Genomic DNA, 18,515 nt, shown 5'->3' with positions numbered 1-18,515 from the left:
AAAAGAAAAAAGTGCATCAGTTTAAATGATAAAAGTTAGAAAACTTTAAATAAAAAATGAAAATTACAGACCATATAAAAAATGCCAACGGAAAAACTTTGTTTTCTTTAGAAGTAGTTCCTCCACAAAAAGGTATCGGAATTGAAGATTTGTATAAAAACATCGATCCATTGATGGAATTTAAACCACCTTTTATTGATGTGACAACGTCCAGGGAAGAATATATTTATCTGGACAAAGGAAATGGTTTGATGGAAAGAAGAATCACCAGAATGCGGCCCGGAACTTTGGGAATTTGCGCCGCAATTCAGCATAAATATAATGTTGATACCGTTCCGCATGTTTTATGTGGTGGATTTTCTCAGGAAGAAACCGAATATCTTTTGGTAGATTGTATGTACCTCGGTATAGATAATGTGATGGCTTTGCGTGGTGATGCGATGAAAGGTGAACAGCATTTTGTTCCTACCGTCGGTGGGCATAGAAACGCGATGGATTTGGTGCATCAGATGAATGATTTGGGACGCGGAAAATACCTTCACGACGAGAAAATATCCGCTGAGGAAAATAAATTCTGTATCGGAGTCGCCGGTTATCCAGAAAAACACATGGAAGCGCCTTCCATGAATTATGATCTAAAATGGCTGAAACAAAAAGTAGATGCAGGAGCAGATTACATTGTCACCCAAATGTTTTTCGACAACAAAAAATTCATTGATTTTGTAAAACAGGCAAGGGAAATTGGGATTAATGTTCCAATAATTCCTGGGATTAAGCCGATTGCTACAAAAGGTCACCTGCAAATGCTACCGAAAGTTTTCAAAATCGATTTGCCCGAAGATTTGATTTCTGAAGTTGAAAAAGCAAAAGATAATACAGCGGTAAAACAAATCGGCATCGAATGGGCGATTGCTCAATGTAGGGAATTAATGGATTTTGGAGTTCCCGTTTTGCATTTCTATTCGATGGGAAAAAGTGACAATATCAAGAAAATAGCAAAGGAAATATTTTAATTTTATGCGATAAGATAAATGGATTGATGCTACATCAATCCATTTTATTATACTTTTTCATGAGGTTTTCATAGAAATTCTGCGGCAAAATCCACTTTAGAGGAACTCCGATTTTTTGTCCAAATTTTCCGAAATAGTAATGTGCTTTCCACGTTTTTTTTCCCAGAAGTTTCTCGATATATTCTGCAACTTCAACAGGTTCACTGCCGTCATCCACGTGGGAATTCATCAAAGCATATACTTTCTCAAAAGTTTTTTTATAAGGTTCGGAAACTTCCGTTTTTACTCGATTTTCGGCAATTTTTGTTTTAATGTCGCCTAAATGAAGCGTACAAACTTCAATTTTCCAAGGCGAAACTTCATAGCGAATCGCTTCTGTTACTTTATCCAAAGCTGATTTTGAAGCCGAATAAAATCCACGGAAAGGCAAGCCCATTTCTGATCCAATACTCGAGATATTAATGATTTTTCCTGATTTTTGTTCACGCATTTTGGGTAAAACTCCAGTCATCATTTGCACTGCACCTACCAAATTGAGGTTGAATAATTTCAGAATTTCCTCTTGTGTAGAATCCTCCACAGCACCTACCATTCCCATTCCGGCATTATTGATGAGAAGGTCGATTCTTTTTTCTGCTTTTAAAATTTCATAAATTGCATTTTCAATTTGTGAATGATCGGTAATATCGGTCGGAATTGTTTTGAAAAACTCAGATTCGGTATTTTTTCTGCTCAGTCCGTAAACCTGATGTCCTTTCTTACCAAAATATTCAGCCAAAGCAAAACCAATTCCTGTGGAAGTTCCTGTGATGATAATCGTCATTTTTTATGCTTTTGTTTCAATAATTTTTTTCAAATCTGTCCAAAAATCGGGATAAGATTTTTCTACAACGTCTTCATTTTCAATGTTGATTTCTTTAACCAAACAGTACGGCGCAAAACTCATTGCCATCCTGTGATCGTTGTAGGTTGCGATGGAAATATTCTCGTTCGGTTCAAAAAATTTAACAGAAACAATAGAATCGTCGGTGATTTCAGAAATACAACCTATTTTAAATAGTTCATTTTTTAGAGCCAAAAGTCGATCGGTTTCTTTTACTTTCAATGTTTCCAAGCCCGTAATTTCAAACGGAATTTTCAGAGCGGTTGCCGTTACACAAAGCGTTTGCGCGATATCCGGACAATCATTCATATTTAAAACAATCTTTTCGGGGAAATTGAAATAATGTTCCGGAAGCAGGGAAATTTTCGCTTCAGCACCTTCAGAAATCGTATTCACCCCGAAAAAGTCCCAATAAATTTCTCTTAATGCCGAATCGCCCTGAAGTGAATAAGGTTTGAAGCTTTTTAAATTAATTGTTTCTCTAGAAATGGCTGCCAAAGAATAGAAATAAGAGGCCGAACTCCAATCGCTTTCCACGATAAAAGGGATGTTTTGCAGATGTTTTTCGGCGTGATTATCCGATTCAATTGGTTCAATTTTGATGGTATTTCCGTCCCAATGATTTGCAATTCCTACTGTTCGGAGAATTTTTAAGGTCATCTCCAAGTAAGGTTTGGAAGTAACTTTTCCTTCTAAAATTATTTCTAAACCATTTTCCAACTTTGCGCCGATTAGCATTAATGAAGAAATAAACTGGCTTGAAATATTGGCAGAAATCGTCACCGTATTTTTCTCTATTTTTTTTCCTGTTATTTTTAATGGAGGAAAACCTTCTTTTTCAAGGTAAGAAATTTCTGCTCCTAATTCTCTTAAAGCATCCACCAAAAATTTGATTGGTCTTTGTTTCATTCTTTCAGAACCGGTTAAAACAACCGTTTTTCCTTCCTGAATGGAAAAATATGAAGCCAGAAACCGCATTGCAGTTCCGGCATGATGAATGTCGATGATTTCCGAATTGCTATTCAACGCTTTTTCAAGCAATTGAGTATCTTGAGAATTTGACAGATTTTTGATTTCGATATTGTTGAAGAGTTGATGCAGAATTAACAAGCGATTCGAAATACTTTTCGAACCGCTGATTTCTATCGTTTGGTTTCCTATTAATTCAGATTTTTTTAATAGCATTTTGAAAGTGAATGGTTATTTCAGTTTTTGGTTATTTTGATGACGAGCGGCGTCTCTTTCTGTTTTTACTTTCATTTTTTTATCAAAAGCGGTTTGCAAATCCGTTCCGGTTTGATTGGCCAAACATAAAGTTACAAATAAAACATCGGCAAGTTCTTCTCCCAAATCTTTGGTCTTGTCGCTTTCTTTTTCGCTTTGTTCACCGTATCTTCTTGCGATAATTCTGGCAACTTCGCCAACTTCTTCCGTAAGCATCGCCATATTGGTGAGCTCGTTGAAATAGCGAACACCGATGGTTTTCATCCAATCATCGACTTCTTTTTGGAGCTTGGTAATTTCCATAATTTTTATTGATAAGCGCCTATGGTTGGGGAAGATGTTCTAGAGTTTTTCACAATATCCACCGGGAACATCGCTGCTACTCCTTGGTTTCCTTTGCCTTTCGCTGGGGAATCGTCTTTTACTCTTAAATTTAATTTTTGAGTAAAGTAATTCACGAATTTAGGATCTTCATTTTTAATGGAATTTGATGTCGCATAATTTGCATTTGTACCATATTTTAATAAAGAATAATTGAATTCTGTAGTGAAAGTTTGCCCGGAAGTTTGTTTCAATTCCACCATGTTTTCAGCATTTCCGTAAATGATGGAATTGTTGATTTTTAAGGTTAAAGGTCCGTTTTCTAAAGCCGTTCCATTCTGGTACTCGTTGGTTGCGTAAATTCCTAATCCTGGCAACGCGGAATTGAAATCCCAGTAATTTGCCAAGGTCGAATGTGCGATATTGTAATTTCCACCTTTGAAAATCCCCAAATCAGCTTCTCCGCAATTGTTCATCACCAAATTCGATGCATTGATCGTAGAATTCACTGCGAAAATTCCATATTCCTGATGAGTATGAATGATTGTATTTTTTATATTTGCCTGAGTTTCTGTCATTTCCAAACCACGGGTTCCGCCGAAAACTTTAGCATAATTCATTTCCAATTTGGCTCCGGTATCAAAAGAAATTCCGTTCCAGTTTTTAGGGATGGTATCGTATCTAGCGTCGTTTCTATCTCCTCGGAAAGTTACTTCTTCATTTAAATCTCCCGCAACATTTAGTGTGGCATTTTTAGAGATTTTCAAACCACTATTTTTGTGAAAATATACTTTGGTTCCTTTCTGAATATTCAATATTTTCCCTGCTTCGAGAGTAAGATTGCCGAAAATAATTTTCGCTTTTTCGTTCGTCCAGCTTGTGTTTTCTGCTAAAACATTCGGGTTGCTATCCGTTTGGATGAAAAATTCCGCATCTTGAACTACAGAAAATAAAGTAACGTGTTGGTTTCCGGCAGGAGTTTGGAAATTAATTCGGTCTTCGGCAATCGCTTCTGGAGAATTTGCTACAGGTGCAATTTCAACAAATATATAAAGACTGTCGTTTTTTCTAAGTGGAACATTCGTGAAATCGGTTCCCGCTTTTCCGTCAACATTGATTCTATATAAAGAAGAAGGGCCGTTTTCCAAGGAAATTTTAGGAATCATAACATCTTTATCTTCGGTATTGTAAATTTTTACAGCATAAGTTTCGGATCGAACTTGGTTATAAACGGTATCGCAAAAAACGGTATCGGCAGAAAATCGAAGCAATTGCGAAGGACTTTCAAAGCTGATATCGTCCCTGTTACAAGCAACAGCTGTTAAAAGAAACCAGAAAGAGATTGCGAATATAAATTTTAATTTATTCATTGAATTGGGAAATAGATATAGTTTTCAAATTTAATTAAAATAGTTGAACCTAAAAATTTAAAAATTATCAAACTGAGTATTTGCAGATTAAAAAATTAATTGTACTTTTGCGGTCTAAAAATTAGCAGAGGAATATCCATTACTACTTCTGAAGCAAAACTTTAATTTATTAAAATTTTTATTATGAAAAACGGAATCCACCCGGAAAATTATAGACTTGTTGTTTTCAAAGACATGAGTAACGACGAGATGTTTCTTTGCAAATCTACTGCAGATACCAAAGATACCATTGAATATGAAGGAGAAACTTACCCATTAATCAAGATGGAAATCTCTTCAACTTCTCACCCTTTTTACACGGGTAAAGTGAAATTGGTTGACACTGCTGGTAGAGTTGATAAATTTATGAACAAATACAAAAAATTCTCTAAATAATTTTAGAGGTTTTTACCAATATTAAAGTCTTTCAGGTTTCTGAAAGGCTTTTTTTGTTGTAATTTTGGACTTTATTGTTTAATCGTTTCATTAAAAATTTTGTTACTAAATGGCCCAAGTTGCTTTTTCCGACGCCCAATTTTGGGAAGATTTTTTACCGCTTACTTTCACAAGACCTGTTGCAGAAATGCGTTGCGGAATCCTCACTTTTGCAGAAAGGTGGCAGAAATTATTACAGATCGATGAGGTTTCCTATATTACTGAAGATTATTTGCAAGATAAATTCAAGAAGCCCGAAGCAACAGAAAGTTTATTCATTGTATCCAATTTTCTTCCAAGTGATGAAGTTTTGCAGCAGATTAAAGATTTAAAATTGGGTGAAGCTTTGGTTTATGAAAACGAATTATTGGTAGCAAGAATCAATATGGAAAAATTTTCTTTAAATCAAATCGAGAAGATGACAGATATCCATGAAGGTGTTCTCATGTTCAAGCAGCCAACGGATTTATTTTCATTCAATGAAAAGGCCATAGATTTCGATTTTGAGTTGCTGACGAAAGGTAGAGTTTCAGAGGAACTTTCCGCTACCAATGGTTTTCTAGGTGATGCTAACGATTTGTTCATTGAAAAAGGAGCCAATGTTGAATTTTCAACTTTAAATACCAAAACCGGAAAAATTTATATTGGCAAAAATGCCGAAGTGATGGAAGGTTGTAATCTGCGAGGTCCAATCGCGCTTTGCGATGATTCCAAATTTAATTTAGGTGCGAAAATTTATGGTGCTACAACCATCGGTCCTCATTGTAAAGTAGGGGGCGAAGTGAATAACATCGTGATTTTCGGATATTCCAATAAAGGCCACGATGGTTTTGTAGGTAATTCAGTCATTGGTGAATGGTGTAATTTGGGTGCAGATACGAATTCCTCCAATTTAAAAAATAATTACGCTGAAGTAAAACTTTGGAATTACCGAGCAAAAAGGTTTGTAAATACAGGGTTGCAATTTGCAGGACTCATTATGGGTGATCATTCCAAAACTGCCATCAATACTCAGTTTAATACAGGAACTGTCGTTGGTGTTGCCGCTAATATTTTCAAAAGCGGATTTCCGCCGAACCTGATCGAAAACTTTTCTTGGGGAGGAATGAAAGGCGATGAAAAATTTAAATTAGAAAAAGCATACGAAGTTGCCGAATTGGCGATGGCTAGACGAAAAGTAACTTTCACCGATCTGGATCGCAATATCTTAAAATATATTTACAGCGAATTTTAAAATATTAAAACATGATAAGAATTTCATTTTCGCCCTAACTTTGGAATTCCTATCTTTGCAACATTATTATTCTCACTTAAAACGTTTATAGCATGCAACTGTACAACACTTTAAGCGCAGAAGAAAGAGCTCAACTTATTGATGAAGCCGGTAAGCAACGACTTACTTTGTCTTTCTATGCGTACGCCAAAATCGAAAATCCAAAACAATTTCGCGACGAATTATTTATAGCCTGGAATGCACTCGATGCTTTGGGCCGAATTTATGTCGCTCACGAAGGAATTAATGCTCAGATGAGTGTTCCTGCGGATAATTTTGATGATTTCCGTGATACATTGGAGGTTTATGATTTCATGAAAGGTATCCGCTTAAATGTTGCTGTAGAACAAGACAATCATTCATTTTTAAAACTTACCATAAAAGTTAGAAATAAAATTGTTGCCGATGGTTTAAATGATGAAACCTTCGATGTTACCAATAAAGGAGTCCATCTGAAAGCTCGCGAATTCAATACTTTGCTTGAAGATCCAAATACCATTGTAGTTGATTTTAGAAATCATTACGAAAGTGAGGTAGGTCATTTTCAAGGTGCAATAACTCCGGATGTAGAAACTTTTAGAGAAAGTTTACCAATCATCAATGAACAACTTCAGGAATTTAAGGAGGATAAAAACCTATTGATGTATTGTACCGGCGGAATCCGATGCGAAAAAGCGAGTGCTTATTTCAAACATCAAGGTTTTAAAAATGTTTTCCAGTTGGAAGGAGGTATTATCGAATATGCCCGTCAAATCAAAGAAGAAAACATTGAAAGCAAGTTTATTGGGAAAAATTTCGTTTTTGATCACCGTTTAGGTGAAAGAATTACCGATGATATCGTTTCGCAGTGTCACCAATGTGGAAAGCCTTGTGATAACCACACCAATTGTTATAATGATGCTTGTCATTTATTATTCATTCAATGTGATGAATGTAAAGCTGCAATGGAAAACTGCTGTTCGACAGAGTGTTTAGAGATTATTCATTTACCTTTGGAAGAACAAGCTAAATTGAGAAAAGGTTTACAGGTTGGAAACAAAATTTTCAAAAAAGGAAAATCGGAAGCGTTAAAATTCAAAAAATCCGGAGAATTACCACACAAGCCCTTGGCGAAAGTGGAAACCAAAAATATTCAGCAAAAAATTGCCATTAAAAAAACATTGATTGGAAAGGCGGAGCATTATTACTCCAAATCGAAAATTGCACAGTTTTTATTGGAAAATGAACTGTCGGTAGGAGATAAGGTTCTTATTTCTGGTCCGACTACAGGAGAAAAAGAGTTGACAATTACCGAAATTTTCGTGAACGGAGCACCTAGTCAATCTGCTAAAAAAGGTGATCAAATCACTTTCACGATTCCGTTTAGAATTCGCTTATCAGACAAATTATTTAAAGTTTTGTCTTAAATGAAATGACAAAAAAAGAGATCAGAAAAAAATACACTGAAAAACGTGAAACCTTATCTCAGGATGAGGTTTTGTTGCTTTCTGAACGTATTTTTAATAATATTTTTCAGTTTTTCACCTTTAGTGAAAATCAAAAAGTTCATTGTTTTTTGCCGATTTCGATTAAGAAAGAATTTGATACACAGCGATTTATTGACGAACTGCTAAAAAGAAACATTAGAGTTTTCGTTCCAAAAATTGTTGATGAAAAGTTGATTTCTGTTGAAATTAATGCTAAAACCAATTTTATAAAAAATCATTGGGGAATTCCGGAACCGCAAAGCAACCAAGATTCTGGCGAGAAAGATTTTGATTTTGTGATTACTCCATTATTGTATTGTGATAATCAAGGAAATAGAGTGGGTTATGGCAAAGGTTTTTATGATTCTCTTTTCGAAAAAATAAATTCAAATGCTCGAAAAATCGGTGTTAATTTTTTTAATCCTGATGAAATTGTCGATGATGTTTGGGAGGGAGATATTCCTTTAGATTATTTGGTTACACCGACTGCAGTGCTGTCCTTTGGTGACGGCAAGTCAAAATCAACGAAGTAGAATTTAAATTCTTTTTTAAATTTCACCGGAGCGGGTTTAAGGATATATTGTGCGTTTTTCTCAAATTTTCCAATAAGCTTATCCTTTTCGTCGAAATATTCCACATCGAATTTTGCGAAATCTAAAGTATCTTTGCCTTTAATGTGCTTTTGTACAAAGATATTTCCAACCTTTGCTGTTTTTACTTTGAAACTATCAAGGTGTTTAAGAATAGGTTTTAGCTTATTCGAATCGTTTTCAGTAAAATAACTTTGCATTTGCGCATAAATAACGGAATCGATTTCTGTATCCCGGTTTCCGGAAGTATATAATGTAGAAAGGTCCAATAATTCCTGGATTTTTTGTTTCGTAATAAATGAAATCGCCTGTGCGCTATCCATTTTTGTTACCGGATAGGAGACTTTGTTATTATTGTTTCTTATTTTTTCCAAATCTGAAATTTCAGTGCTTTCTTTTTTGCAAGAAAATACAAATAAGAGAGTGAAAATAATCAGCAAAAGGTTAATTTTTTTCTTCATCGGTATCGATTTTAAATTTAATCATTACAATTTTTCCAGATTTATCCGCTTGAGTATCAATTACATCTAGGTTTTCAAGCGAAGTAGAAGGTAAAGTGACGAGATTGATATAGCGCTGCTTATCCATGGTTTCTACTCCATAAAATTGATTATCAAAAACTTGGTAAATCAACGCGTTGTCACTGATTAAATAATTGAGACTCTCTCTCTTTTTCTTTAAATCTTTTAAAGACTTGGAATAATAAAAGAGCATGATCGCATAATCATTTGGTTTCAACTCGATGTTTTCAGCTTCTGGAGCAGTTTCTAAATTTCTTTGAATCGTGTCTGTTTTATAGTATGGAGAGGAAACGACCATGGTTAATGATTTGGATTTTGTTGTATAGACAAACGGCTCATTGGGTTTGGCAACGTATAAAATTGGAGATTCATTCTCTTTTAAGATCTGTACTTGCAATTCTGCATTGATTTTTGAGTTTCGGTCAGCATCAATGAAGCTATAGTAGTATTTTTTACTGAACAATTCATCTTTGAAACCCAAAAGTCCAACTAAAACAGCAAGAACGGCAGAAATTCCTAACCATAAATATTTTTTTACAAGAGAATAAGTCGAATTTTTTTCTTCGGTATCGTAAGTTTCTAAATTAGCCTTGTTTTCTTTAACTGATTCATTGTCAGCTATTGTTTTTTGTAAAACGTGATTTTCACTTACTGAAATTGCTGCATTTTCGAGTGTAATAGATGGAGTTTCTTCTACTTTTTCATCAATCGCCGAAATCTGAGGTGCTTTTTCGCTTTTTTCGGCTTCTTCTGCTTTTGATTGGATGAATTGTTCATTTTCTTTCAAGATTTCATCTGCAAAAAGATGGTTCTTTTTGAAATCATACCAAGACATGTAACCCGCATAAACAGAGAGAATGTTCAGCATGTCGATTCTCGGAAGTTTAGTAACTGGGGAATTTTTAAAGTAGGTATAAAAAGATTTTTCACTAATGTTTCCTTTTGCCTTTTTTCGAAGATCTTCCTGGAAATATATAATGTCTATCCCTTTCCATTTCGAAATATCATCGAAAGAAGGGGTGTGATCTGCTAAATATTGGTTTTGAACCTCCGTTTTTAGCTGTTCAAAGTGTAGTAAATCTAAATCGCTCAATTGCAAATTTTTACGTAATCTATTGATTTTCAACAATGGTTTTTTGTAAAACCGTTTTACAAATATATTACAATTAATTTTCTAACACAAATTTAATTCTCACTATACCTTTGTCCTGTTCAAAATGATAAACGAGAACAACGAAATTTTAAAATAACAAAACAATTAAATTTAATTTATTATGAAAAAGTCATTATTCGTAGCTGGTATCGCTGCTTTAGCTCTTGTAGCTTGTAAAAAAACTGAAACTGTAGAAACTGCTAACGCTGCTGATTCTGCTGCTGTAACTGTAGATTCTGCTGCTGTTGTTGTTGATTCTGCTGCTGCTGCTGTTGTTGATTCTGCTGCTGCTGTAACTGTTGATGCTGCTAACACTGCTGCTGATGCTACTGCTGATGCTGCTGCTAACGCTGCTGATGCTGCTAAAGGTGCTGCTGCAGATGCTAAAGATGCTGCTAAAGAAGCTACTAAGTAATTAGATACTTTACAGAAACAAAATTACCACTTCTCCCTGAGAGGTGGTTTTTTTTTATTGATGATTTAGCTTTTGTCTTAATATTTCATAGCAACTGATTGCAACCGCATTACTCAGATTCAGTGAATCAATACTTCCGGACATGGGAATTAGCGTATTTTTTCCTTTACCAATCCAGAAATCACTGAGACCGGAATGTTCTGTACCAAATAACAACGCACTTTTTCCGGTGAAATTTTTTTTATAAAGATCTTCTGCGCTTTCATCCATTAAAGTTGTATAGATTGTGAATTTGTTTTCTTGTAAAAATTCAAATAATTCTTGATTGTTCGATTGGAAGACATTCATTCCAAATAAGCAACCAACGCTCGAACGGATCACATTCGGATTGTAAAAGTCGGTCTTTGCATCCGTTACAATTAAAGCATCAATTCCGAAAGCTTCGCAACTTCTTAGGATTGCACCCAAATTTCCAGGCTTTTCAATGCTTTCAACAATAATTATTGAGGAATTTTCTTTTGGTTTAAATGTAGAAAGAACATTCAACTTTGATTTATAAATTCCGATAATTCCTTCTGAACCCCCTCGATACGCGATCTTATCGTAAATTTTTTCAGAAACCAAGTTTATTTTTCCTTTTGGAAAATCTTCGTTGTAAATACTTTCGCAGATATAAAACTCTACGTTTTCGAATTGAAATTGCAGTGCTCTTTCGTTTTCTTGCTTTCCTTCGACCACAAAAATCCCGGATTTCCTGCGAAAGCGGTTATCGGTAATTAATCGGATAAGGTTTTTTATTTTTTCGTTTTGTAAACTTTCGATCAGCATTGTTATTCTTCGGTATTTTCAGTTTCTAGTAAATTGGTTTCAGAATCTTCGTTTGCTCTTTCTAGAAGCGCCTCCGGAAGGTTTTTACTTGCCTTTGCACCCAATTGTTTTAGTTTTTGTACACTACCAACCAGATTTCCTTTTCCGGTGGAAAGTTTTTTCATCGCATTCTCGTAGTCGCCTTTGGCATCATCCATTTTCTTACCTATTTTTAGCAAATCGGTTACAAATCCGTCGAATTTATCATATAAAGCTCCGGCTTGCCTTGCAATTTCCGCCGCGTTTTTGTTGTGGTGATCGCGTTTCCAAACATCTGAAATCAGTTTTAAATAGGCGATTAAATTGGTTGGACTCAATAAAATGATATGTTTTTTGTAGGCATAATTCCAAAGTTGCGTATCCCCTTGCAAAGCCGTAAGAAAAGCTGATTCCACGGGAACAAACATGATGGTAAAGTCCAGTGATTCCTTCAGATTATCATATCTTTTTTCAGCCAAGGTGTCAATATGTCTTTTCATTGCTGAAATGTGCAAGTTTAGATTTTGTTTTTTTTGTTCTTCATCTTCAGCGGAAATCATTCGTTCATAAGCGTTTAAAGAAACTTTCGAGTCGATAATAACGATTTGATTTCCTGGAAGTTTTAGTACAAAATCCGGTCTTTGGTTTTCTCCGTTTTCATTTTTTATGTTGAATTGAGAGAAATATTCGCGGTCTTTGGTAAGTCCGGAATCTTCCAAAATTCTTTCGAGAATCATTTCGCCCCAATCGCCCTGTGTTTTTGTTTGTCCTTTGAGTGCTGTCGCGAGATTATTGGCTTCTTGGCTGATTTTCGTGGTTTGTTCCATCATCATTTTGATGGTATTGTTGAGTGAAAACCTTTCGCGAGCTTCGTTTTCGTACACTTCGCTCACTCTTTTCTTAAAGTTTTCAAGGTTTTCGCCCAAGGGTTTTAGGAGTAAATCAAGATTTTCTTTGTTCGTATCGGTGAATTTCTTCGATTTTTCTTCGAGAATTCTGTTGGCAAGATTCTGAAATTCTTCTTTAGCCAAGGCTTGCATTTTTTCAATTTCTTCTTTTTGGCTATCTAAGAGTTTTTGTAAAGCTTGGTTTTGTGCATTGAGGTGAGATTTTATTGAAATTAATTCATTTTTTTCATCAACCAATTTTTTGATTTCTGAACTTTGATTGCTGTTGATTTCAGTTTGTTCTTCAATTCTTTGATTTTGAGCATTATTTTCAGCAGAAATTTTGGCAATATCCGTTTTTAATTGATTTAAAAATTCAGTTTGCTGAAGGTTTGTTTGCTTCTCAGAAAGGTAAGAATTTTCTAATTCATTGATTTTCAATGTCGAATTTTGTAAATCAGAGTTTGTCCTAATAAAATTATTATTCAAATCATCGAAAAGTGTTCGAGAAATAGTGGAGGATTTTAAGAAAAAATAGACAAGTAAAGCTCCTAAAAAAGCCCCGATAATAATCCCTATAAATAAAGTAGTCATTTCCATTTTTCAAAAATAGGAAGAAAAAAAATGATTTTCGGGATTACTACGAATTCTTTAAAACTTACTGATTTAGATTTTAATCATGAATTCTCAAAAATTCTTTAGCAAGTTCGATCATTTTTGGATCACCAGTATATTTACCTCTTTCGTCGGAAAGTTTTACCGTAGGAATCCAATCTCCATTTATTGCTTTTGCAGCAACAAGTTTCATCACTATATTCATTGGTTTCACATCGACATCGTTGGTTAAATTGGTGCCAATTCCGAATGAAATTCCGATTTTCCCTTTACAAGCGTGAGTGATTTCTGCTACTTTTTCCATGTTCAAACCATCAGAAAAAATAATGTATTTGAATAAAGGATTGATGCCGTTTGTTTTATAATGTTCAATGGTTTTGTGTGCGAACTCGATTGGGTCGCCACTATCATGACGAACACCGTCGAATAATTTCGCAAATTTTTTATCAAATTGCTGGAAAAAAACTTCTGTGGTGTAGGTATCTGAAAGGGCTACACCCAAATCACCACGATAAACATCCACCCAATGTTCCAACGAAAGCGCGTTGGCCATCTTGAAACCATATTCTGCAGCGTGAAACATAAACCATTCGTGAGCGTGTGTTCCTATTGGCTTTACGCCATATTTCATCGCAAAATGAATATTAGAAGAACCGATAAATTTTGTATTTTTATTTTTTACCAAAGTATCAACCACGAGATCGTGGACTTTATAAGAGTGTCTTCTCCTGGTACCAAATTCTGCGAAAGTAACGCCGAGTTTGTTCAATTCTTCGGCTTTTTCCAAAGTTTTGGCAACTACGATTTCATCGGAATCTCTTTCCATATTGTTCATTTCATAATGCAATTCGGAAATTAAAGCCAAAAGCGGAACTTCCCATAATATTGTCCGGTACCATTCTCCTTCCACCGTTACGCGCAACTCATTTTCGGTTTGCTGAATCGTAACTTCAGTTGGATCATAATGATATCCGCCCAAAAAATCCAAATACGGCAAATCGAGATAAGGGCAAGTTTCTCTCAAGAATTCCTTCTCATCTTTTGTGAGCTTCAGTTCTGCCATTGCGTTCACCGATTTTCTCAGTTCAGCATCAAAACCTTCCGGAAAATGATGTTTTCCGCGATTGATGAACTCATATTTTACTTTTTCGTTTGGAAAAAGTTTCACCACCGCATTTTGCATCGTGATTTTGTAGAAATCGTTATCGAGAATGGACTTGAATATTACACTCATAAAATGATATTTAAACAAATGTAAAAATTAGAAAGCAAAAAATCGCCTTTCACAAGACGATTTTTTTAATATTAAAGAATTTTAATGCTTAATGTTTAATGAATTTAAATGATTTCAAAGTATCGGAAGTTTTTATAGAAATGATATACGTTGCGGAAGGAAGATTCCTCACGTCGATTGTTTTTGATTTTTCCGAGAATAAAAGCTTTCCACTGAGGTCGAAAATAAACACTTTTTCAAGGTCTAATTTTGAAGTTTTAATATAAAGAAAATCGGTTGTAGGATTAGGATAAACGACTAAATCATTCTTTATTTCTTCCGTTCCCAGCTCTTTTACCAAAGTTACCGGTTCTCTGAAAAACGAAATTTCCATCAACTCGTTTGGTAATTCCTCGAAAACGTATGCTTCGCAGGTGTACAAGGCCAAATCATCATCTTCAACATTACTTATATAATAACTTTCAAAGGTTCCGGGAACTTTTTGATCCAAATTTTTGTACCAATAAAATTGATATTCGTTGCCGGAAAGCGCTTGCGTTAATGACGTTGAAGAACCTAAAGTTGCGTAAACATTTTTCGGCTCGTCGTATCGTTGTGGTGAATAAGTGAAATCTGCAAAGTCTTTATTTTTAAGAATGAAATTTTTTATTTCCTGTTTTGTAAATCGATTGTTTTCTAAAAAAGTAATCGCGGGAAGGTTTTCAGGAATTTCGCCCGAAAGTCGGTTGCCCGTCAATGAAAGCATTTGAAGCTTTCCCAACTGAAGTAGTGAAGTGGGGAATCCGCCAGAAATTTCGTTTTTGTCCAGATAAATTTGTTCGAGATCTTTTAAACTCAACAAGCTTTCGAAACCGCCGGAAATTTTGTTTCCCGAAAAATTTAAATGAACTAATTTTTTTAGCTGAAAAAGTTCCGCCGGGAAAACCGAGATTTGGTTATTGACCAAAGAAAGCCATTCTAAGTTTTGTAAATTTCCCAGAACCGTGGCGTAATTTGAGGTAAATAAATTATTGCTCAAATCCAAAGAAGTAAGCGCGGTAAGCGCGGTAAGTTCGGAAGGAATTTTCGTAAGATGGTTTCCGGAAAGGTTCAATTCACGGAGATTGATGAGATTTGATAAATTGCTAAAATTCTGTGAAATGGTATTGTTGCTTAAATTCAACGATTCGAGATTGGTTAAAGTTGAAATTTTTGCAGGAACCGTATTTAGATTGGTGTGAGAAAGATCTAAAATTTTCAACGTAGGAAAATTCTGCAAAAAAGTATTGATGTCGGCAAATGCAAATTGATTGTTTCCGACCGAAATTTCCTGAAGATTGGAAAGCGGAAGAATTGCCGAAGTTGGATCGCCTGTCAATCGGTTGTTGCTGATGTCGATTCGAACCAAATTGCCTAAAACAGAAATTGCTGGCGAAATTTCACCGGAAAGTTGGTTGGAACTTAAATCCAATTTCTGAAGTTTAGAAAAACTCGAAACAGTAATCGGAAAATTGCCTTTCAAAGCGTTTCCACGAAGATTGATTTCGATGACGCTGCCGTTTTTTATTTTGATTCCGTACCAGTTTTTAGGGTCTTTTTCCAAATCCCATTTTTGGCTCCACGTTTCGCCTGAAGTTGAGTTGTAAATATTGACTAACGCAGCTCTTTCTGCAAAAGAAATACTCCAGTTTTGCGAGAAATAAAGTTGCGAAAAGAGTAAAAAGAATAGAAATTTCTTCATCCGAGAATGTGTTTTTTGGTGTACAAATATATATCAAAAGTTGAAATGTAGAATTAAATTTTAAAAATTTGCATATTTGCTTGATTAATGAAATTTTTTAGGATTATTTATGAGAAAATATATTGTTTTGGCTTTTGTTATTGTGTTGGTTTATTTTTTTCAATCTTTTTTTCTTCCAGCGGGAGGCGCAGGAGCGGATAGTCTTTCTTATTTCGGAATTGCTTCGGAATTGCCACAACTGAAAACGAATTTGTTTCCGTTGGGATTTCCTGTTTTGATTAAGTTATTTCATTCTGTTTTTCAAGATTATTTTTGGACAGCCAAATTTTTGAATATTTCGATGGTTGTGGTGATTCTTGTTTTTTCTTATTTCAAGAAGTTTTATTTCAAAGAAACGGTGTTGCTTTTTACCGGGAAAACCGCGTTTTTTGTTTTTGGATATTTCATTTCGGAAGCTCCGTTTATTTTTCTTTTATATTTTCTTTTTTATGTCTTTCATGAAAGATTTATTGGAAAATTTCGCCAATATCAATTTGTTTTTTTTGCTTCATTACTTTTATTCTTGCTCTTTACAATTCGATATTCAGGAGTTTACATTTATCTTGGAGTTGGATTTTTCTGGTTGATTAGTATTTTGCGAAAGCCTTCTTTTCCTTTAAAAAACGATTTGTTTCAAGTTTTACTGTTCGCCGGTATTGGAATTGCGGGATATTTGGGATTCAACTCCTATATATATGGTAGTTTCACGGGAGAAAATTTAAGAGGAACTTTGCAACAATTTTCTTCGGTTTACTTACTTCGTAATATTTTGGGAGTTTCGGCTGTTTTCGATCCTTTTATTATGATTAAACCTGCTTCTAATAGTTTTGCAAGTCTCGCTTTTCAGATCGGTTTGATGATTTTTGATTTGTTGCTGCTTTTTTATTTTATACAATTGGTTCGGAAGAAAAAGGAAGTAATCGCATTGGATTTTCATCAATTACTTTGGGTAGTTTCTGGGGTTTATGCTGTTTCATTGTTTGTATCTTATTATTTTCAGCAAATCGAGGAAATGAATGTGAGAATGCTTGCTGCGGCTAATTTCTGTTTGTTCTTTTCGTTTTTACTTATTTATTTTAAGAATTTAAAATCAGATGCTTTTATTTTTGGTTTAGGAAGTTTCTTTCTTTTCTTTTTAACGGTTTATGCATTGAAAACACCGGTGAATTACTTGAATAATAAGAAGCAAATAGAATCGCAAATGCCTCAATTCAGTCATAAAAAGTATCTGTATAATGATGAGAAAAAAGCAGAAGTCTCGCTTACGACTTATCACATACCAATTATCGGAAAAACCTTCAATTATCAACATACCAATAACCAAAAAGGGGAGATTAAACAATCGATCGCAGGAACGATTAATCCACAAATCAAATGGTTAAAAATTGATACGATTAAAAATAAATCTCAAGTTTTATATACCTCTGAATTGATTTTAAAATAAATAGGAAGATAAATATTCAGTACAAAATCTTATAAATTAGATAATTGTACTTGTAGGTTAAAAAATATTTCATACTTTTGCACCCTAAAATAAAAAGCAATTAAATGCCTACTATTCAACAATTAGTTAGAAAAGGAAGAGTCGCACTTACCAAGAAGAGTAAATCGGCTGCACTTGATTCCTGTCCACAAAGACGAGGTGTATGTACAAGAGTATATACTACTACCCCAAAGAAACCGAACTCTGCACTTAGAAAAGTTGCAAGGGTAAGACTTTCTAACGGTAAAGAAGTCAACGCTTATATCCCGGGCGAAGGACACAATCTTCAAGAGCACTCGATAGTATTGGTACGCGGAGGAAGGGTGAAAGACCTACCGGGAGTACGTTATCACATTGTTCGTGGAGCTTTGGATACCGCAGGAGTAAACGGAAGAACTCAGAGAAGATCTAAGTACGGAGCTAAGAGACCTAAACCAGGTCAGGCAGCTGCAGCACCTGCAAAAGGTAAGAAAAAGTAATCATTAATTTTTAAAGAAACGAAACAATGAGAAAGACGAAAGCGAAAAAAAGACCGTTGTTACCGGATCCTAAATTTAATGATCAGCTGGTAACGAGATTTGTAAACAATTTGATGCTTGATGGAAAAAAATCTATCGCATTCAAAATTTTCTATGATGCTTTAGATATCGTAGAAAGCAAAAAAGGAGATAATGAAAAAACTTCTTTGGAAATCTGGAAAGATGCGTTAACCAACGTAATGCCTCACGTAGAAGTACGTTCAAGAAGAATCGGTGGTGCTAACTTCCAAATTCCTATGCCAATCAGAGCAGATAGAAAAATTTCTATGGCGATGAAATGGTTAATCAAATATTCAAAAGCTAGAAACGATAAATCAATGGCTCAGAAATTAGCTGCTGAAGTTATCGCTGCTGCAAAAGAAGAAGGTGCTGCTTATAAAAAGAAAACAGACACTCACAGAATGGCTGAAGCTAACAAAGCATTTTCACACTTTAAATTCTAATCTGAA

At 34.8% G+C, this 18,515-nt stretch carries 19 protein-coding genes; 9 read left to right on the top strand and 10 right to left on the bottom strand.

Going from position 1 to position 18,515, the window contains the following annotated elements; all coding sequences use genetic code 11:
* Positions 1–56: 56 nt before the first annotated feature.
* On the top strand, positions 57–1,013 hold the full coding sequence (metF, locus tag H0S70_RS09110; protein ID WP_123249006.1) for a methylenetetrahydrofolate reductase [NAD(P)H]: 957 nt from the start codon (positions 57–59) through the stop codon (positions 1,011–1,013).
* 34 nt (positions 1,014–1,047) lie between these two features.
* On the opposite strand, the gene H0S70_RS09105 is transcribed toward metF, so the two are convergent.
* From H0S70_RS09105 to H0S70_RS09090, 4 genes are read right to left on the bottom strand one after another with little or no spacing between them, the layout of a single operon-like run.
* Positions 1,048–1,836, bottom strand: a complete 789-nt coding sequence (locus tag H0S70_RS09105; RefSeq protein WP_188320578.1) for an SDR family oxidoreductase — start codon at positions 1,834–1,836, stop codon at positions 1,048–1,050.
* Positions 1,837–1,839: 3 nt separating this feature from the next.
* Complete coding sequence (locus H0S70_RS09100; protein ID WP_188320577.1) at positions 1,840–3,081, bottom strand: 3-phosphoshikimate 1-carboxyvinyltransferase; 1,242 nt, start codon at positions 3,079–3,081, stop codon at positions 1,840–1,842.
* 15 nt (positions 3,082–3,096) lie between these two features.
* Positions 3,097–3,423 (bottom strand): nucleotide pyrophosphohydrolase, encoded by a 327-nt coding sequence (locus H0S70_RS09095; RefSeq protein WP_123249003.1) that lies wholly within the window; start codon positions 3,421–3,423, stop codon positions 3,097–3,099.
* 5 nt (positions 3,424–3,428) lie between these two features.
* Positions 3,429–4,811 carry a hypothetical protein gene (locus H0S70_RS09090; protein WP_188320576.1) on the bottom strand — a complete coding sequence of 461 codons (1,383 nt, stop codon included), beginning with the start codon at positions 4,809–4,811 and terminating at the stop codon, positions 3,429–3,431.
* A gap of 183 nt (positions 4,812–4,994) precedes the next feature.
* Between H0S70_RS09090 and H0S70_RS09085 the strand changes: the two genes are divergently transcribed.
* From H0S70_RS09085 to H0S70_RS09070, 4 genes are all read left to right on the top strand, one after another.
* Positions 4,995–5,246 (top strand): type B 50S ribosomal protein L31, encoded by a 252-nt coding sequence (locus H0S70_RS09085; RefSeq protein ID WP_055041739.1) that lies wholly within the window; start codon positions 4,995–4,997, stop codon positions 5,244–5,246.
* A 109-nt stretch (positions 5,247–5,355) separates the two neighbouring features.
* On the top strand, positions 5,356–6,519 hold the full coding sequence (locus H0S70_RS09080; protein WP_188320575.1) for a GlmU family protein: 1,164 nt from the start codon (positions 5,356–5,358) through the stop codon (positions 6,517–6,519).
* A gap of 92 nt (positions 6,520–6,611) precedes the next feature.
* Complete coding sequence (trhO, locus tag H0S70_RS09075) at positions 6,612–7,964, top strand: oxygen-dependent tRNA uridine(34) hydroxylase TrhO (protein WP_188320574.1); 1,353 nt, start codon at positions 6,612–6,614, stop codon at positions 7,962–7,964.
* Positions 7,965–7,969: 5 nt separating this feature from the next.
* Positions 7,970–8,557, top strand: coding sequence for a 5-formyltetrahydrofolate cyclo-ligase (locus H0S70_RS09070; RefSeq protein WP_188320573.1), 588 nt, complete (start codon positions 7,970–7,972; stop codon positions 8,555–8,557).
* On the opposite strand, the gene H0S70_RS09065 is transcribed toward H0S70_RS09070, so the two are convergent.
* On the bottom strand, positions 8,494–8,988 hold the full coding sequence (locus H0S70_RS09065) for a hypothetical protein (RefSeq protein ID WP_228406694.1): 495 nt from the start codon (positions 8,986–8,988) through the stop codon (positions 8,494–8,496). The genes H0S70_RS09070 and H0S70_RS09065 overlap by 64 nt on opposite strands.
* Positions 8,989–9,058: 70 nt before the next feature.
* Positions 9,059–10,228, bottom strand: a complete 1,170-nt coding sequence (locus H0S70_RS09060; RefSeq protein ID WP_188320572.1) for a hypothetical protein — start codon at positions 10,226–10,228, stop codon at positions 9,059–9,061.
* Positions 10,229–10,409: 181 nt separating this feature from the next.
* Here H0S70_RS09060 and H0S70_RS09055 point away from each other — a divergent pair, with 181 nt between their 5' ends.
* The gene (locus H0S70_RS09055) at positions 10,410–10,703 is read left to right on the top strand and encodes a hypothetical protein (protein ID WP_188320571.1); all 294 of its coding nucleotides are present in this window, start codon (positions 10,410–10,412) and stop codon (positions 10,701–10,703) included.
* Between the two features lie 54 nt (positions 10,704–10,757).
* On the opposite strand, the gene H0S70_RS09050 is transcribed toward H0S70_RS09055, so the two are convergent.
* From H0S70_RS09050 to H0S70_RS09035, 4 genes are all read right to left on the bottom strand, one after another.
* Entirely contained in the window at positions 10,758–11,531 is a 774-nt protein-coding gene (locus H0S70_RS09050) for a TrmH family RNA methyltransferase (RefSeq protein WP_188320570.1), read from the bottom strand.
* 2 nt (positions 11,532–11,533) lie between these two features.
* The gene (gene rmuC, locus H0S70_RS09045; RefSeq protein WP_188320569.1) at positions 11,534–13,036 is read right to left on the bottom strand and encodes a DNA recombination protein RmuC; all 1,503 of its coding nucleotides are present in this window, start codon (positions 13,034–13,036) and stop codon (positions 11,534–11,536) included.
* A gap of 73 nt (positions 13,037–13,109) precedes the next feature.
* Positions 13,110–14,285: a nicotinate phosphoribosyltransferase gene (gene pncB / locus H0S70_RS09040; RefSeq protein ID WP_188320568.1), complete on the bottom strand. Its 1,176-nt coding sequence runs from the start codon at positions 14,283–14,285 to the stop codon at positions 13,110–13,112.
* A gap of 88 nt (positions 14,286–14,373) precedes the next feature.
* Complete coding sequence (locus tag H0S70_RS09035) at positions 14,374–16,005, bottom strand: leucine-rich repeat domain-containing protein (protein ID WP_188320567.1); 1,632 nt, start codon at positions 16,003–16,005, stop codon at positions 14,374–14,376.
* Positions 16,006–16,114: 109 nt separating this feature from the next.
* Between H0S70_RS09035 and H0S70_RS09030 the strand changes: the two genes are divergently transcribed.
* The 3 genes from H0S70_RS09030 (at position 16,115) to rpsG (ending at position 18,509) form a co-directional block, all read left to right on the top strand.
* A complete protein-coding gene (locus tag H0S70_RS09030) occupies positions 16,115–17,488 on the top strand; it encodes a hypothetical protein (protein WP_188320566.1) in 1,374 nt (457 codons plus the stop codon).
* Between the two features lie 104 nt (positions 17,489–17,592).
* Entirely contained in the window at positions 17,593–18,006 is a 414-nt protein-coding gene (gene rpsL, locus H0S70_RS09025) for a 30S ribosomal protein S12 (RefSeq protein ID WP_031503575.1), read from the top strand.
* 26 nt (positions 18,007–18,032) lie between these two features.
* Positions 18,033–18,509: a 30S ribosomal protein S7 gene (rpsG, locus tag H0S70_RS09020; protein ID WP_031503577.1), complete on the top strand. Its 477-nt coding sequence runs from the start codon at positions 18,033–18,035 to the stop codon at positions 18,507–18,509.
* The last annotated feature ends 6 nt before the right edge of the window (positions 18,510–18,515 follow it).

It is taken from the genome of Chryseobacterium manosquense, assembly GCF_014623485.1.
Lineage (GTDB): Bacteria > Bacteroidota > Bacteroidia > Flavobacteriales > Weeksellaceae > Kaistella > Kaistella haifensis.
This window is presented reverse-complemented; position numbering and strand designations above follow the sequence as displayed.

Coding starts and splice junctions, on each gene's coding strand:
- rpsG (WP_031503577.1), top strand. CDS start 18,033: ATGAGAAAGACGAAAGCGAAAAAAAGACCGTTGTTACCGGATCCTAAA.
- rmuC (WP_188320569.1), bottom strand. CDS start 13,036: ATGGAAATGACTACTTTATTTATAGGGATTATTATCGGGGCTTTTTTA.
- H0S70_RS09070 (WP_188320573.1), top strand. CDS start 7,970: ATGACAAAAAAAGAGATCAGAAAAAAATACACTGAAAAACGTGAAACC.
- H0S70_RS09080 (WP_188320575.1), top strand. CDS start 5,356: ATGGCCCAAGTTGCTTTTTCCGACGCCCAATTTTGGGAAGATTTTTTA.
- H0S70_RS09085 (WP_055041739.1), top strand. CDS start 4,995: ATGAAAAACGGAATCCACCCGGAAAATTATAGACTTGTTGTTTTCAAA.
- H0S70_RS09100 (WP_188320577.1), bottom strand. CDS start 3,081: ATGCTATTAAAAAAATCTGAATTAATAGGAAACCAAACGATAGAAATC.
- pncB (WP_188320568.1), bottom strand. CDS start 14,285: ATGAGTGTAATATTCAAGTCCATTCTCGATAACGATTTCTACAAAATC.
- rpsL (WP_031503575.1), top strand. CDS start 17,593: ATGCCTACTATTCAACAATTAGTTAGAAAAGGAAGAGTCGCACTTACC.
- metF (WP_123249006.1), top strand. CDS start 57: ATGAAAATTACAGACCATATAAAAAATGCCAACGGAAAAACTTTGTTT.
- H0S70_RS09095 (WP_123249003.1), bottom strand. CDS start 3,423: ATGGAAATTACCAAGCTCCAAAAAGAAGTCGATGATTGGATGAAAACC.
- H0S70_RS09105 (WP_188320578.1), bottom strand. CDS start 1,836: ATGACGATTATCATCACAGGAACTTCCACAGGAATTGGTTTTGCTTTG.
- H0S70_RS09030 (WP_188320566.1), top strand. CDS start 16,115: ATGAGAAAATATATTGTTTTGGCTTTTGTTATTGTGTTGGTTTATTTT.
- H0S70_RS09090 (WP_188320576.1), bottom strand. CDS start 4,811: ATGAATAAATTAAAATTTATATTCGCAATCTCTTTCTGGTTTCTTTTA.
- H0S70_RS09055 (WP_188320571.1), top strand. CDS start 10,410: ATGAAAAAGTCATTATTCGTAGCTGGTATCGCTGCTTTAGCTCTTGTA.
- trhO (WP_188320574.1), top strand. CDS start 6,612: ATGCAACTGTACAACACTTTAAGCGCAGAAGAAAGAGCTCAACTTATT.
- H0S70_RS09035 (WP_188320567.1), bottom strand. CDS start 16,005: ATGAAGAAATTTCTATTCTTTTTACTCTTTTCGCAACTTTATTTCTCG.
- H0S70_RS09050 (WP_188320570.1), bottom strand. CDS start 11,531: ATGCTGATCGAAAGTTTACAAAACGAAAAAATAAAAAACCTTATCCGA.